General features: G+C 67.7%; 14 protein-coding genes and 1 pseudogene. 11 read left to right on the top strand and 4 right to left on the bottom strand.

The annotated features are described in order from the left end of the window. Window positions 1-69 precede the first annotated feature (69 nt). The 3 genes from aspS (at window position 70) to Q4F19_RS09740 (ending at window position 3,664) form a co-directional block, all read left to right on the top strand. Window positions 70-1,869, top strand: a complete 1,800-nt coding sequence (aspS, locus tag Q4F19_RS09750; protein ID WP_303542034.1) for an aspartate--tRNA ligase — start codon at window positions 70-72, stop codon at window positions 1,867-1,869. A 154-nt stretch (window positions 1,870-2,023) separates the two neighbouring features. Further along, entirely contained in the window at window positions 2,024-2,818 is a 795-nt protein-coding gene (locus tag Q4F19_RS09745) for a polyphosphate kinase 2 family protein (protein ID WP_303542032.1), read from the top strand. Window positions 2,819-2,878: 60 nt separating this feature from the next. Next, window positions 2,879-3,664: an EAL domain-containing protein gene (locus Q4F19_RS09740; RefSeq protein ID WP_431312390.1), complete on the top strand. Its 786-nt coding sequence runs from the start codon at window positions 2,879-2,881 to the stop codon at window positions 3,662-3,664. Here Q4F19_RS09740 and greB read toward each other — a convergent pair. Together greB and Q4F19_RS09730 are read right to left on the bottom strand one after the other, a co-directional pair. Beyond that, on the bottom strand, window positions 3,652-4,128 hold the full coding sequence (gene greB / locus Q4F19_RS09735) for a transcription elongation factor GreB (RefSeq protein ID WP_303542030.1): 477 nt from the start codon (window positions 4,126-4,128) through the stop codon (window positions 3,652-3,654). The genes Q4F19_RS09740 and greB overlap by 13 nt on opposite strands. Before the next feature lie 146 nt (window positions 4,129-4,274). Beyond that, window positions 4,275-6,359, bottom strand: coding sequence for a lytic transglycosylase domain-containing protein (locus Q4F19_RS09730; protein WP_303542028.1), 2,085 nt, complete (start codon window positions 6,357-6,359; stop codon window positions 4,275-4,277). A 44-nt stretch (window positions 6,360-6,403) separates the two neighbouring features. Between Q4F19_RS09730 and dapA the strand changes: the two genes are divergently transcribed. The 8 genes from dapA to Q4F19_RS09690 all read left to right on the top strand — a co-directional run bounded on the left by dapA (window position 6,404) and on the right by Q4F19_RS09690 (window position 13,794). After that, complete coding sequence (dapA, locus tag Q4F19_RS09725) at window positions 6,404-7,279, top strand: 4-hydroxy-tetrahydrodipicolinate synthase (protein ID WP_303542026.1); 876 nt, start codon at window positions 6,404-6,406, stop codon at window positions 7,277-7,279. A gap of 43 nt (window positions 7,280-7,322) precedes the next feature. Continuing rightward, on the top strand, window positions 7,323-7,580 hold the full coding sequence (locus Q4F19_RS09720) for a BrnT family toxin (RefSeq protein WP_303542025.1): 258 nt from the start codon (window positions 7,323-7,325) through the stop codon (window positions 7,578-7,580). Further along, a complete protein-coding gene (locus Q4F19_RS09715) occupies window positions 7,573-7,839 on the top strand; it encodes a BrnA antitoxin family protein (RefSeq protein WP_303542023.1) in 267 nt (88 codons plus the stop codon). Before Q4F19_RS09720 ends, Q4F19_RS09715 begins: the two co-directional genes overlap by 8 nt. Window positions 7,840-7,877: 38 nt before the next feature. Beyond that, window positions 7,878-8,360: an SsrA-binding protein SmpB gene (gene smpB, locus Q4F19_RS09710; protein WP_303542021.1), complete on the top strand. Its 483-nt coding sequence runs from the start codon at window positions 7,878-7,880 to the stop codon at window positions 8,358-8,360. A 14-nt stretch (window positions 8,361-8,374) separates the two neighbouring features. Then, on the top strand, window positions 8,375-10,771 hold the full coding sequence (locus Q4F19_RS09705; protein WP_303542019.1) for a hybrid sensor histidine kinase/response regulator: 2,397 nt from the start codon (window positions 8,375-8,377) through the stop codon (window positions 10,769-10,771). A 53-nt stretch (window positions 10,772-10,824) separates the two neighbouring features. Beyond that, the gene (locus Q4F19_RS09700) at window positions 10,825-11,181 is read left to right on the top strand and encodes a response regulator (RefSeq protein ID WP_303542016.1); all 357 of its coding nucleotides are present in this window, start codon (window positions 10,825-10,827) and stop codon (window positions 11,179-11,181) included. 106 nt (window positions 11,182-11,287) lie between these two features. Continuing rightward, complete coding sequence (gene recA / locus Q4F19_RS09695; protein ID WP_303542015.1) at window positions 11,288-12,358, top strand: recombinase RecA; 1,071 nt, start codon at window positions 11,288-11,290, stop codon at window positions 12,356-12,358. A gap of 167 nt (window positions 12,359-12,525) precedes the next feature. Next, entirely contained in the window at window positions 12,526-13,794 is a 1,269-nt protein-coding gene (locus tag Q4F19_RS09690) for an MFS transporter (protein WP_303542013.1), read from the top strand. Here the strand turns inward: Q4F19_RS09690 and rsmD are convergent. Then, window positions 13,754-14,308 (bottom strand): 16S rRNA (guanine(966)-N(2))-methyltransferase RsmD, encoded by a 555-nt coding sequence (gene rsmD, locus Q4F19_RS09685; RefSeq protein WP_303542011.1) that lies wholly within the window; start codon window positions 14,306-14,308, stop codon window positions 13,754-13,756. The two genes, Q4F19_RS09690 and rsmD, sit on opposite strands and share 41 nt — an antisense overlap. Then, window positions 14,305-14,990, bottom strand: a pseudogene (locus tag Q4F19_RS09680) (hypothetical protein); the annotation flags it as partial. The gene rsmD and the pseudogene Q4F19_RS09680, both read right to left, overlap by 4 nt.

The following is a 14,990-nucleotide window of genomic DNA, read 5'->3' as shown; positions in this document are numbered from 1 at the left end:
TGACAAGAGCAAGGGCGAACGCAAAGCGCAGCGGCTTCCCAGACGACCGACGCCAGAAGGCCCAGACCCATGCACGCCTACCGTACCCATAGCTGCGCCGAGCTTTTCGCCGAGCATGTCGGCGAGACCGTCCGCCTGTCGGGCTGGGTGCATCGCAAGCGCGATCATGGCGGCGTGCTGTTCCTCGATCTGCGCGATCATTACGGCATCACCCAGATCGTCGCCGACGCGGACAGCCCGGCCTTGCCGATCCTCGAGAGCGTCCGCGTCGAATCGGTCGTCACGATCGATGGCCTCGTCAAGACGCGCGCCGAGGGCACGACCAATGCCAACCTCGCGACCGGCGAGATCGAGGTCTTCGCGCAGACCGTCACCGTCCAGTCGATGGCGCAGGAGCTGCCGATGCCGGTGGCGGGCGAGGCCGAATATCCCGAGGAGATCCGCCTGCGGAACCGCTTCCTCGATCTGCGCCGCGAGACGCTGCACGCGAACATCATGCTGCGCTCGGGCGTCATCGCGTCGCTGCGCCGCCGGATGATCGATCAGGGCTTCACCGAATTCCAGACGCCGATCCTGACCGCGTCGAGCCCCGAGGGCGCGCGCGACTATCTTGTTCCCAGCCGCGTCCACCCCGGCAAATTCTACGCGCTCCCGCAGGCGCCGCAAATGTTCAAGCAGCTGATGATGGTCGCGGGCTTCGATCGCTATTTCCAGATCGCGCCCTGCTTCCGCGACGAGGATGCGCGCGCCGATCGCTCGCCCGGCGAATTCTACCAGCTCGATTTCGAGATGAGCTTCGTCACGCAGGAAGACGTGTTCGCCGCGATCGAGCCGGTGCTGCACGGCGTGTTCGAGGAATATGCCGATTGGCAGGGCAAGGGCCGCACCGTCAGCCCGCTGCCCTTCCAGCGCATCCCCTACCGGGAATCGATGCTGAAATACGGCAACGACAAGCCCGATCTGCGCAACCCGATCCTGATCGCGGACGTGAGCGCGGAGTTCGTCGGCTCGGGCTTCGGCCGCTTCGCCTCGATCGTCGAGACGGGCGACGTCGTCCGCGCGATTCCGGCGCCGAAGACCGCCGAGAAGAGCCGCAAATTCTTCGACGACATGAACGCCTGGGCGCAGTCCGAAGGCTTTGCGGGTCTCGGCTATGCGACGCGCAAGGCGGGCGAATGGGGCGGCCCGATCGCCAAGAATCATGGCGAGGAGAAGATGACGGCGATGGCCGACGCGCTCGGCCTCGGCCCCGACGACGGCCTGTTCTTCGCCGCCGGCAAGGCGGCCCAGGCCGCCAAGCTCGCCGGCCTCGCCCGCACGCGCGTCGCCGAGCAGCTCGGGCTGATCGACGACACGCGGTTCGAATTCTGCTGGATCGTCGATTTTCCGATGTTCGAATATGACGAGGACAACAAGAAGGTCGATTTCAGCCACAACCCCTTCTCGATGCCGCAGGGCGAGCTGGGCGCGCTGGAGAGCATGGACCCGCTCGACATCCTCGCCTTCCAGTATGACATCGTCTGCAACGGCGTGGAGCTGTCCTCGGGCGCGATCCGGAACCACAAGCCCGAGATCATGTACAAGGCGTTCGAGATCGCCGGTTATAGCCAGGCCGAGGTCGACACCAATTTCGCGGGCATGATCAACGCGTTCAAATATGGCGCGCCGCCCCATGGCGGCTCGGCGCCGGGCGTCGATCGCATCGTCATGCTGCTCGCCGATCAGCCCAACATCCGCGAGGTCATCGTCTTCCCGATGACGCAGAAGGCCGAGGATCTGATGATGGGCGCGCCCGCGCCCGCAACCCCCCGCCAGCTGCGCGAACTCCACATCCGCACGGTCGATACGGGCGGGCAGGGCAAGGCGTGATCCGTCTCCCCTCCCTGCACGCAGGGAGGGGCCGGGGGTGGGTCTGTCGATCAGGCGCGCTACCCCGGCGCAGCCTACCCACCCCTCAATCCCCTCCCTTTCAGGGAGGGGAAGTTTGCACGGATCGACCTCACATCAGGATCGTTACGTCGCCATGACGATCAATCTTGCCGACTATGAGTCGGGTGCCCGCTATCATGGCGACTATTCCGCCGATCTCGCCATCATCCAGGACCGGCTCGAACGCATCCTGACGGCTTATATCGTCCACGGCCGCCGCGCGGTGATCATGCTCGAAGGCTGGGATGCCGCGGGCAAGGACGGGATCATCGAGCGGCTCACCTCGGGCTGGTCGCAGGGCCATTACGAAGTCTATCCGATCGGCGCGCCCAGCGCACAGGAGGCCGCGCATCATTTCCTCTGGCGTTTCCGCACGCGCCTGCCCGGTCCCGGCCAGATCGTGATCTTCGATCGCAGCTGGTATGGCCGCGTGCTCGTCGAGAAGGTCGAGGCGCTGTCGTCTCCGGAGGACCTCGAAGCCTCCTATGGCGAGATCAACACGTTCGAGACGGGCCTCGCCGAGGACGACATCACGCTCGTGAAGATCTTCCTCCACATCACGCAGGAGGAACAGGACAAGCGCCTGCGCGCGCGGATCAAGGATCCGTGGAAGCGCTGGAAGACGGGCATCAACGATTTCAAGAACCGCTCGCACCGCGCCGGCTATCTGGAGGCGATGGCGGTCATGTTCGCGCGCACCGATACCGAGGCGGGTCCCTGGTTCGCGATCGACGGCGACAACAAGAAGGCGGCGCGCATCGCGGCGCTGGAAATCATCGCCGATCGGCTCGAGGCGGCGGTGCCGATGGATCCGCCCGCGCTCGACCCCGAGATCGCGGTGCTGGCGCAAAATGTGTTAGGAATCGATGTTTCTAACCTGGATCAATAATAAACGGCCTAAATGAGCAAGTTGCCGCTTTTTTAAGGCTTGCGTGGGTAGGCGGGCGGGATGACAGTCCACGTGCCCATGTCCGTTCCTTCCTCCTGCACCGGCTGCCGCGACGGGGATGCGTTCGCCCGGCCGTTTGCGATGGCGTTCCAGCCGATCCTCGATCTCGAGACGCTCACCGTCTTTGCCTATGAGGCGCTCGTGCGCGGACCGGCGGGCGAGGGGGCGATGACGATCCTCGATGCGGTCGACGAGGCCAATCGCTACGCCTTCGATCAGGCTTGCCGGGTCAAGGCGATCGAGACCGCCATCGCGGCGGGGTTGATGGCGACGCCCGCGCGCCTCTCGATCAACTTCCTGCCGAATGCGGTCTATTCGCCCGTCGCCTGCATCCAGCTGACGCTCAAGACGGCTGCCGCCTGCGGCATGCCGCTCGACCGGCTGATCTTCGAATTCACCGAGGTCGAGCATATGGCCGCGCCCGATCACGTCGAGCGGATCATCGATACCTATCGGCGGATGGGCTTCGGAGTCGCGATCGACGATTTCGGCGCGGGCCATGCCGGGCTCGGCCTGTTCGCGCGCTTCCGCCCCGACATGATCAAGATCGACATGGAGCTGGTGCGCGGGATCGATGGCGACGCCCGCCGCCGCGCGATCGTCGGCGGGATCATGGCGATGTGCGCCGAACTCGACACGCTTGTGATCGCCGAGGGGATCGAAACCGAGGCCGAGGCGCGCACGCTGCGCAATCTCGGCGTGCGCTACATGCAGGGCTATCTGTTCGCGCACCCGGGCTTCCAGACCTTGCCGCTCGCCGAAGGCCCCTGGCCCTACGCCGGATAGGCGATCGCAAGCACTTCCCATTCCTTGGCGCCCGCCGGCAGCTCGACGCGCCGCAGGTCGCCCACCGCCGCTCCCCGCATCGCGCGCGCGATCGGCGATCGCCAGCTGATCCGGCCCGCGCTCGCATCGGCCTCGTCCTCGCCGACCAGCGTCAGCACGCGCTGATTGTCGTCCTCGTCGGCGATCGTCACCGTCGCGCCGAACCAGACCTTGGCATGGTCGGCCTGTTGCGCGGGATCGACGACGCGCACCGCCTTCAGCCGGCGGGACAGATGCGAAAGCTCGCGATCGATCTCGCGCAATTTCTTGCGGCCATAGATGTAGTCGCCATTCTCCGAACGATCGCCATTGCCCGCCGCCCACGAGATCACCTCGACGAGCTTGGGCCGTTCGTCCGAGAAGAGCTGATTGTACCGCGCCTTGAGCGCGCCATAGCCGGCAGGGGTGATGGGCGCTTCGTCCACCTAAATTCTCCCCGGCACGGGGAGGGGGACCGCTCGCGAAGCGAGAGGTGGAGGGGGAGTTCGGCGAGGCGCGGCGCTGATCGAGAGCCCCCTCCACCATCCTGCGGATGGTCCCCCTCCCCGTGCCGGGGAGGAATGAAGGCACCTCACCCCGCGCTCTTCTTGCCGAGATAGTAACTCAGCCTGTCCTTCTCCGGCGTCCGCGCGCGCTCGGGATTGAGCAGGTCGTAGACGACCGCATTCTCCAGAACCTTCTGCACATACGCGCGCGTCTCGGTGAACGGGATCGCCTCCACCCAATCGACCATGTCGATACCCGGCATCCGCGGATCGCCATTGGCGCGGATGAATTTGTTCACATTGCCCGGCCCGGCATTGTAGCTCGCCACCGCGAGCACATAGCTGCCGTTATAATATGTGAGCATCCGATCGAAGAAGCTCGATCCCAGCATCACGTTATAGGCCGGGTCCTGCGTCAGCCGGGCCGGATCCCAGGGCATGCCGAGCTTCCCCGCCTGCTCCTTGGCGGTCGGGTTCATCAGCTGCATCAGCCCCTTGGCGTTGGCTGCGCTCAGCGCCTCGCGATCGAACTGGCTCTCCTGGCGCGAGATCGCGTGGATCATCGTCCAGTGGCTCAGCATCGTCGGCGGGACGGGGATCGTCGGGAAGCCGATCCGGATCGAATCGCGCGCGCCGGACGGGCGCGCCTGCCGCGAGACGATCACGCCGAGATCCGGCCGACTGATCTCGCGCGCCAGCTCACCCGCCAGCACATGATCCTGATCCGTTTTCGCATTGGCCGCGATCGTGCGGACGAACTGCGTCTGGTCCTGCCAGCGGCGCTGCTGGCCGAGCAGCCGTGCGGCGCGGACGATTTCGCTCTGGCCGAAGGCGGTCCGCGTCGCGGTGGGCACGACGATCGCGGCCGGATCGGCGGGGATCGCGATCGGCCGGCCGAGCCGCTCGGTCGCGAGCTGTCCGTAATATTGGTCCACGTTGCGCGCGGCATTGGCATAATGCGCCTGCGCGCCCGGCCGATCACCCGCGGCCTCGGCGGCGCGGCCCGCCCAATATTCGCCCTTGGCCTGGCTGCCCGGCGATTGCGAGGCGGCGGCATAGCGCATGAACATCGCCTCGGCATCGCGCGGCCGGGCGAGCTTCTTCAGCGCGGTCTGCCCGGCGAGCCAGACGAGGCTCGTATAGGGATCGCGCTCCGAAAGCGGCCGATCGCGGATCAGCGTGCCGCTCGCGAACGCCACGTCGGCGTTGCCGGCGATGTCGTAGGCGATCGACGACTGGTTATCGGTCGCGGCGCCCTGCGCGGCGGTCAGCAGCGTCTTCAGATAGACTTCCGCGTCGAACGGCACGCCGTCCCAGCGCGCGGGCCGCGCGAGATAGGCGCGCATCGCCGGGCTCTGCGCCGAATTGCGCAGCCAGTTGGCGCGGTCGATCGCATAGCCCGGATCGCGATCCGCGCCCGAAATCGCCGTATCCGCAGTCGCCGCGCGCGTCTGATAGGCCAAGCGCGCGCCGTAGAGCGGCTGGCGCGCAGGGCTCACCAAAGCGAGCTGGCGCTGCGCCGCCGACGTCGCGCCGCTCCACAGCAGCCGCTCCATCCGCCGGTCCTGGTCGGTCGGCGTGAAGCCTGCTCCGAACCGGCCCGTCAGCCGCGCCTCGTCGTCGGCCGAAAGCGCGCCGCCGACCCATGCGGCGGTCGCGGCGATCTGCGCCTCTCCGGTTCGCCCGGTCGCCGCCAGCGCCTCGGCCAGCCGGACGCGCCCCGCACCCGTCTGCGGCGGGAAGGCGGTCAGGAAGGCGACGACCATGCGCGGATCGGTCTGGTCGGGCAGGATCGCGCGCTCGGCGGCACGGCGCGTCGCGGTCTCGCCCGGCCAGCCGCGATGCGCGAGCAGGAAATTCGCATAATCGGCGAAGGGCAGACCGTCGCTCTGGCGCAGGCGATTCCAGGTGCCGATCGCGCCCCACAGGGGATCCGTCTCGGGCGGCAGCGGCGGGATGATCGAGGCGGGGCGGGGCGGGGCCGTGCCGAGCCCCTCGGGCGCGACGAACGGCTGCTGCATCGTCAGCGCCGCCGCGGCGGTGGCGACCGACGCCAACAGCACGAACGGGATCGCCCCGCGCGCCGCCCGGCTGGACAGGCGCCCCGCTCGGTCCCTATCTGCGGGCGATCGATCGGGCTTGGGAGAGCGGTGGTCGGGGTTCGGATCCATGGTGCCCATATGGGCCACCCGGTCAGCGAGGTGAAGGGAGTCACATGTTCAGCGGGTCGATTCCTGCGCTCGTCACGCCGATCCGCGATGGGCGGATCGATGAGGCCGAGTTCCGTGCGTTCGTCGATTGGCAGATCGAGAACGGCTCGTCCGCGCTCGTGCCGTGCGGCACGACCGGCGAGAGCGCGACGATGTCGATCGAGGAGCATGATCGCGTCGTCGCCATCTGCGTCGAGCAGGCGGCGGGGCGCGTGCCCGTCATCGCCGGCTGCGGATCGAACCATACGAGCGTGGCCGCGGGCCACATGGATCGCGCGCAGGCGTCCGGCGCGAACGCTGCCCTGGTGGTGCTGCCTTATTATAACCGCCCCAACCAGGACGGCGTCGAGGCGCATTTCCGCTTCCTCGCCGAGCGGTCGGACATGCCGATCCTGATCTACAACGTCCCCGGCCGCACCGTCACCGACATCACGGTCGAGACGATGGCGGCGCTGGCCGCCTTGCCCACGATCGTCGGCGTCAAGGATGCGAGCGGCAAGGTCGAGCGCGTCGCCGCGCAGCGCCTCGCCTGCGGGCCGGACTTCTGCCAGCTCTCGGGCAATGACGACATGGCGCTCGGCTTCATGGCGATGGGCGGCAAGGGCTGCATCTCGGTCACCGCCAACGTCGCGCCGCGGCTGTGCGCCGATTTCCAGGCCGCCTGCGCCGAAGGCCGCTGGGCCGACGCACTCGCGCTGCAGGACCGTCTGTTCCCGCTCCACGCCGCGCTCTTCAGCGATGCCTCGCCCGGGCCGACCAAATATGCGCTGACGAAGGTGCGGCCGGGCTTCCCCGAGGAGCTGCGCCTGCCGATGACCTGGCCAAGCGAGGCGAGCCGCAAGGCGGTCGATGCGGCGCTCGCGCATGCGGGGCTCGCGTAGCGCCGGCTTGTCGTCCGGGGTTTGTGCATCTACATAAATTCGGGTGAAGGTGATCTTCGATCCGACGAAAGATGCTGCGAACGTCGAGAAGCACGGCCTGTCCTTTGCCGACTTTTCGGAATTCGATGCGGAGCCGTTCATCGAGGTCGATCTTGGGCGCGATTACGGAGAACTGCGGTTTCGGGGTTTTGGGCGGATCGGTGGAGTAGGCCATTCGATTGCGTTCACGCGGACGGTGGAGGGTATCCGCCTCATCAGTTTCCGCCGTGCCCACGAGAAGGAGATGCGTCGGTATGAGTAAGGAGTTGCCGCCTGTCGTTTTCGATGACGACAATCCGGAATGGACCGCAGAGGATTTCGCGCGCGCGCGTCCGGCAAGCGAGATGTTTCCGCCGGAGATCGTCGCGCTGCTGGTCAAGCAACCCGGCCGTCCGCTTGGCACCACCAAGGAGCAGGTCGCGCTTCGCATCGACCATGACGTGCTCGCCCGCTTCCGTGAGGGCGGCCCCGGCTGGCAGACGCGCATGAATGCGGCGCTGCGCAAGGCCGTCGGGCTCTGACCCTTTCCGTAGGCGGCGTTCGTCGCTAACTGCTGTCGATGGCCCGTCCGCATCCCCCCGAATTCGAAAAGACCAAGGTCGTCGCCGAGAACCGGCGCGCGCGCTTCGAATATTTCCTCGAGGAGTTTTTCGAGGCCGGCATCGCCCTGACCGGCACCGAGGTGAAATCGCTCCGTTTCGGCGAGGGCACGATCGCCGAGGCCTATGCCGAGGTGAAGGACGGTCAGGTCAGCCTGATCAACTGCAACATCCCCGAATATAATTTCGGCAATCGCTTCAATCACGAGCCCAAGCGCCCGCGCAAATTGCTGCTGCGCCAGCGCCAGATCGAAAAGATGCAGAAATCGATCGGGCGCGAGGGGATGACGCTCATCCCGATGTCGGTCTATTTCAACGGCCGCGGCCGCGCGAAGGTCGAGCTCGCGCTCGCCAAGGGCAAGAAGCTCCACGACAAGCGCGAGACGGTCAAGGCGCGCGACTGGAAGCGCGATCAACAGCGCCTGATGCGCGATCGGGGCTGACGGGACCCGCGCCGATGGCATCGCTCAGCCCGATCACGCCGCACGCCTCCCGCTCCGGGCTCGTGATCGGGATCGCGCTCGCGGTGGCGCTCGCCGCCTCGCTCGGGATCGGCTGGCGCTATCTCGGCGGAACGCAATTCCTGCTCTACGCCGCCGCCTTGATGGCGGGCTTCGGGGCTGCCTTCCTGCTCTGGCGGATCGATCTTGCCGCCGCCGGCCCGGTCGCGCCGCTCGCGACCGACTGGGGCCTGATGCGATCGGTGTTCACCGATTCGCAGGATGCGGTCGCGATCACCAATCGCGCGGGCAAGCTGGTCTGCGCCAGCCCGCGCTATGAGGAACTGGCCGGGCATCTGATGCTGCCGCGCGAGCTGCCCTTCACGATCCCCGGCCCCGAGCAGCTGACCGAAGCCTGTCGCGCCGCCTGGCGCGATGGCGAGGCCGTGGTCGAGGACGTCCAGCTGGGACAGCGGCGCTTTTCGGCGCTGCTGCGCCGCTGCGGCCAGCATGACGATCATATCGTCTGGCGCTTCCGCGTCACCGCCGCCGAGACCCCGCTCGATCGCGCGCGCGCGATCACCATGGGCAGCGGCGGGCAGCGGCTGGGCGAGGCCGGTGTGATGATGGTCGTCGTCGATGGCGGCGGCCTGCTCATGGCCGCCAACGCCGTGTTCCTCCGCCGCATCGCGCTTCCCGAGAGCGAGTCGGTCCAGGGCCGGCAGCTGGTCGATCTGCTGCGCACCGGCGCCGACGGCACGATCCGCCTGGCCAGCGACGGCGAGGGAGCGCCTTCGCTGCGCATCATTCCGATCCCGCTCGGCAGCGAGCAGGGCGACGAGGAGGGACCCACCGCCTTCCTGATCCTCGACGAGGATCCCGAGGCGATCACCGCCGCCGCTGCGCGCGGCGCCGCCACGCACCACCTCCACGGTCTGCTGGCGATGCTGCCGCTCGGGCTCGCGCTGGTCGAGCGCGACGGCCGCTTCCTGTTCCTCAACGAGGCCTTCGCGCGCGCCGCCGGCATCGCCGCCGCCGACCAGATCGTCTATCCGAGCGACCTCGTCGTCGAGGAGGACAAGGGCGCGGTCTCGGATGCGGTACGCCGCTTCGCGAGCGGGCGCGCGCTGCCCGGCGATCTCGCGGTGCGGCTCAAGAACCGGCCCGAGGATCCCGTCGCGCTCACCATCGCCAATGCCAAGGGGCTGGGCGATGCGGCGGTATTGCTCAGCCTGAAGGACGATAGCGAGCAATCGACGCTCAAGCGCCAGATCGCACAGGCCACGAAGATGCAGGCGGTCGGCCAGCTCGCCGGCGGCGTCGCCCACGATTTCAACAACATATTGACCGCGATTATCGGTCATTGCGATCTGATGGCGATGCGCCACACGCCGGGCGACATCGATTATGACGATATCCAGCAGATCAAGCACAACTCCAATCGCGCCGCGGCGCTGACCCGCCAGCTGCTCGCTTTCTCGCGCCAGCAGACGTTGCGCCCGCAGGTGCTGCAGCTGCCCGAGGTCATCTCCGAAATCTCGCAGCTGATCCGCCGCCTGATCGGCGAGACGATCAAGCTCGAGGTCAAGCATGGCCGCAATCTCGGCCTGATCCGCGCCGATCCCGGCCAGCTGGAGCAGGTCATCGTCAATCTGTGCGTCAATGCGCGCGATGCGATGCCCGAAGGCGGGCGGCTGATCCTCCAGACCTATTCGGTCCCGGCCTCCGAAGTGCGGCGGATGCGCAGCGATATCATGCCGATCGCCGATTATATCGCGCTGAAGGTCTCCGACACCGGCGTCGGCATCCCGCAGGAGAATCTCAGCAAGATCTTCGAGCCCTTCTTCACCACGAAGGAAGTGGGCAAGGGCACGGGGCTGGGCCTCTCGACCGTCTACGGCATCGTCAAACAGACCGACGGCTTCATCTTCGCCAATTCGGAGATGGGCCACGGCACCAGCTTCGTCATCTATCTGCCCGTCAACCATTCGGCCGCGCCGGTCCCGCAGGCGCCGGTGCGCGTCGAGGCGACGGGCGAATTGTGGGGCACGGGCACGATCCTGCTCGTCGAGGACGAGGCGATGGTCCGCGCCGTCGCCGAACGCGCGCTGACCCGTCAGGGTTACAAGGTGCTCGTCGCCGGCAATGGCGAGGAAGCGCTAGAGATCCTCGATCGCGACGGTGTCGTGATCGACCTGCTCGTCTCCGACGTCGTCATGCCGGCGATGGACGGGCCGACGCTCGTCCGCCACGCGCGCGAAAGCTTCCCCGATCTGAAGGTGCTGTTCATGTCGGGCTATGCCGAGGAACAGCTGCGCAAATCGATCGCGATCGATCGCGTCAGCTTCCTCTCCAAGCCCTTTTCGGTCCAGCAGCTCGGCCAGGCCGCGCGCGACGCGATGGCGGATGCCTGATCGGCGCATGAAAGCGATTGGCGCGGGGCCGCAACGATCATATGGACGTGGCGATGACTGAATGCCTTTCCGTGCTCGTGATCGAAGATGAGCCGCTTATCGCCATGATGATCGAGGATTTCGTCGATCTGCTGGGGCACCAGATTGCGGGCAGCTGCGATACCGTGGTCGCGGGTCTCGAAAAGGTCGCCGTCGGTGCGTTCGATGTCGCGATCCTCGACGTCAATCTGCGCGACGGCGCCTGCTGGCCCGTCGCCGATGCGCTTGCCGCCGCGAACAAGCCGTTCGTGATCGCCTCGGGCGGCTTCGTCGAGCCGCCGCCCGCGCACCATGCCGGCGCGCGCCACCTCGCCAAGCCCTTCACGCTCGATGGCGTCCGCGCCGCGCTGGAGGCCCTGGGCCGCAGCTGATTTCGCTTTCGCTCTGTTCCCATCTTGTTCCCGGGGAACATCCCGTGTACATGCGTGTCACAGACCGAACGGGTGATGGACATCCGGCAGGCGAAAGGGCATCGACATGGCGGCTTCCCTGAAGGTGATCGACAACAATATGGCGAGTGCAACCGAACGGCAGAAGGCGCTCGACGCCGCGCTGGCGCAGATCGATCGCGCCTTCGGCAAGGGCTCGGCGATGAAGCTGGGCAGCCGCGAGAAGATCGAGATCGAATCGATCTCCACCGGCAGCCTCGGCCTCGATATCGCGCTCGGCATCGGCGGCCTGCCGCGCGGGCGCATCGTCGAGATTTACGGCCCTGAATCGTCGGGCAAGACGACGCTCGCGCTCCATGCCATCGCCGAGGCGCAGAGGGCCGGCGGCACCGCCGCCTTCGTCGATGCCGAACATGCGCTCGATCCGGGCTATGCCAAGAAGCTCGGCGTCGATGTCGACGAGCTCATCGTCAGCCAGCCCGATACGGGCGAGCAGGCGCTGGAGATCACCGATACGTTGATCCGTTCGAACGCGATCGACGTGCTCGTCATCGATTCCGTCGCCGCGCTCGTGCCGCGGGCGGAGATCGAAGGCGAGATGGGCGACAGCCATGTCGGCCTGCAGGCGCGGCTGATGAGCCAGGCGCTCCGCAAGATCACCGGCTCGATCTCGCGCAGCAAGACGCTCGTCATCTTCATCAACCAGATCCGCATGAAGATCGGCGTGATGTACGGCAATCCGGAGACGACGACGGGCGGCAACGCGCTCAAATTCTACGCGTCGGTCCGCCTCGACATCCGCCGCACCGGGCAGATCAAGGATCGCGACGATATCGTCGGCAACACGACGCGCGTGAAGGTCGTCAAGAACAAGGTCGCCCCGCCGTTCAAGCAGGTCGAATTCGATATCATGTATGGCGAGGGCATCTCGAAGGTCGGCGAGATCCTCGATCTCGGGGTCAAGGCGGGCGTCGTCGAGAAATCGGGCGCGTGGTTCAGCTATGACAGCGTCCGCATCGGCCAGGGCCGCGAGAATTCGAAGACCTATCTGCGCGAAAATCCCGAAATGGCGCTCAAGCTGGAGCGCGCGATCCGCGGCAATGCCGCCGACGTCGCCGACAAGATGATGACGGGCCCCGAGCCGGACGACGATCTCTGATCCGGATCCTCCCCGGCAAAGCCGGGGAGGACTATCGGCGCGCGCAATAAAATTACGCCGCCGCGCGTCAGACGCCATGCGTTGCGTGAGGCAATTGCGGGTTTAGCGCTCCGTTCTTGCGCGAGGACCGCTTGTCTCGCGCCGCCGCTCCCGCCAAGAGGCGGAGCATGGACCTGACACACAGCCCGGCCTCGACGCGCCGTATCCTGCTCGCGAGCCTCGTCGGCACCGGAATCGAATTCTACGATTTCTATGTCTATACGACCGCGGCGGCGCTCGTCTTCGGCGAGCTCTTCTTTCCCCGCTCCTCGCCCGCCGCCTCGCAATTGCTCGCCTTCGCCACGATCGCGGTCGCCTTCGTCGCGCGGCCATTGGGTTCGGTCTTCTTCGGTCATTTCGGCGATCGCATCGGCCGCAAGTCGACGCTCGTCGCCTCGCTGCTGACGATGGGCCTGTCGACCACGCTCGTCGCTTTTCTGCCGACCTATGCCAGCATCGGCTGGCCGGCCGCTTTGATCCTGTGCCTGCTCCGCTTCGGCCAGGGCTTCGGGCTAGGCGGCGAATGGGGCGGCGCGGCCCTGCTCGCGGTCGAGAATGCGCCGCCCGGCTGGCGCGCGCGCTACGGCATGTTCCCGCAATTGGGCGCGCCTTTGGGCTTTGTCACCGCCAACGGCCTGTTCCTGCTGCTCGGCTTGGCGCTGACCCCGGCCCAATTCCACGATTGGGGCTGGCGCGTGCCCTTCGCGGTCAGCGCCGCGCTCGTCGGCGTCGGCATGTGGATCCGGCTGCGCCTCCACGAGACGCCCGCCTTCGCGAAGGTGCTGGAGGAGGGGCCGCCGCCGTCGGTGCCCTTCGCCGAGACGATCGGCCGTCATGGCGGCGCGCTCGTGATCGGCACGCTCGGCGCGATCGCCTGCTTCGCGGTCTATTATATCGCGACCGCCTTCGCGCTCGGCTACGGCGTCAAGACGCTCGGTTATTCGATGCAGGCCTTCCTCGGCGTCCAGCTCGGCGCGATCCTGTTCATGGCGCTCGGGATCATGCTCTCGGCTTATGCCGCCGACGCGCATTATGACGAGCGGCGCGTGCTCGCCGCTGGCTGCGTCGGCGCGATCGCTCTTGGCTTCGCGATCCAGCCGCTGATGGGCGGCGGCACGTTGGCCCTCGTCTTCGTGTTCCTGAGCCTGCTGCTGTTCGTGATGGGCTTCGTCTATGGCCCGCTCGGCGCCTGGATCCCGCACCTGTTCCCGGCGCGCGTCCGCTATACGGGGGCGAGCATCGCCTTCAACGTGGCGGGCGTGCTCGGCGGCGGGCTGACGCCGTTCGCGGCGCAATGGCTGGCCGCGCATGGCGGCCTCACCGAGGTCGGCTATTATCTGAGCGCTATGGCCGCGATCAGTCTTCTGGCTCTGATGACCCGCGCCGCAAGAGCGTAAGCTGCGCCTTGCCGTGGCGGCGGACGGCATCGACCGTCCAGCCCTTGGCGCTGACCTCTTCGCCGACCGCGGTCTCGATGCTCGCCCAGGCGGACTCGCTCGCCCAGCCGAGCCGCGTCAGCCGCTCGATCAGCGCGCCCGCGCCGCCCGATCCATAAGGCGGATCGAAGAACAAGATATCGTGCGCGGTCCGCGCCGCGCTCAGGCCCGAGACGCTCGTCGGCACGACGTCGGCGGCCGCGCCGAGCTTGGCGATATTGGCCTTGAGCGCGGTCAGCGCGGCCTTGTCCATCTCGACGAAGGTCGCCTTGGCCGCGCCGCGCGACAGCGCCTCCAGCCCGAGCGCGCCGGTGCCGGCGAAGATGTCGGCCACCGCCAATCCTTCGAAGCTGCCGATCCGGCTCGCGAGCATCGAGAAGAGCCCCTCGCGCGTGCGATCGGCGGTCGGCCGCGTCGCATCGCCCGCGGGCGCCACGAGCGCGCGCCCGCGCCACTGGCCGGCGATGATCCTCACCGGTTTTTGTCCGGCCGGGGACCGGTCGGCCGCGGCCCCCGTCCGCCGGGCGTCGCGCGCGGCGGACCTGCCGGGCGCGACGGTCGTGCCGGAGCGGCATCACCGCCCGTGGGCCGCGCGCGAAACGGCTTTCCTTCCGCCTCGGGCACACGCGGCGGGCGCGGCGCGTCGAAATGATAATCCTTGCGCTCGTCGGTCATCGGCCGGTCGGCGCGCGTCGGGCGCTTGCTGCCGCTGCCGACGCGCTTGGTCGGCTTGGTCGCCTTGGCCCAGCCCTTGCCCTTGACCGGCCGCGGCGGACGCGGCGCGTCCCCGCTTTCGATCGAACGCGGCTCGGATGACGGGGCGCGATCCGCGCGCTGGGCGACATTGCGCGGCGTCGGCCGGACTGGCCGTGCCGCGTCCCGATCCGGGCCGCGCGCAGCGCGCGGGTTCGGCGCGCGGACTGCCGAAGAAGGCCGCTCCTGCTCGCCCCGGTTCGAGCGGCGCGACGCGTCGCGATCCGGCGCGGGCGTCGGACGCGGGCCGTCGCGCAGGAAACGGCGCTCCGTCGCGGGTGCAGCGCGAACGCCGTCGCGCGACGGCCGGCGATCCGTTGCCGCCGCCGGGCGCGCATCGTCGCGCAGCGGTCGGCGATCGACCCTGGCCGGACGCGCGCCGTCGCCGGCAGGCCGGGCAGGAC

The sequence above is a fragment of the Sphingomonas natans genome, from assembly GCF_030546695.1.
GTDB lineage: Bacteria > Pseudomonadota > Alphaproteobacteria > Sphingomonadales > Sphingomonadaceae > Sphingomonas_I > Sphingomonas_I natans.
The sequence above is the reverse complement of the archived record's forward strand: the minus strand, read 5'-3'. Positions and strand labels throughout refer to the sequence as shown.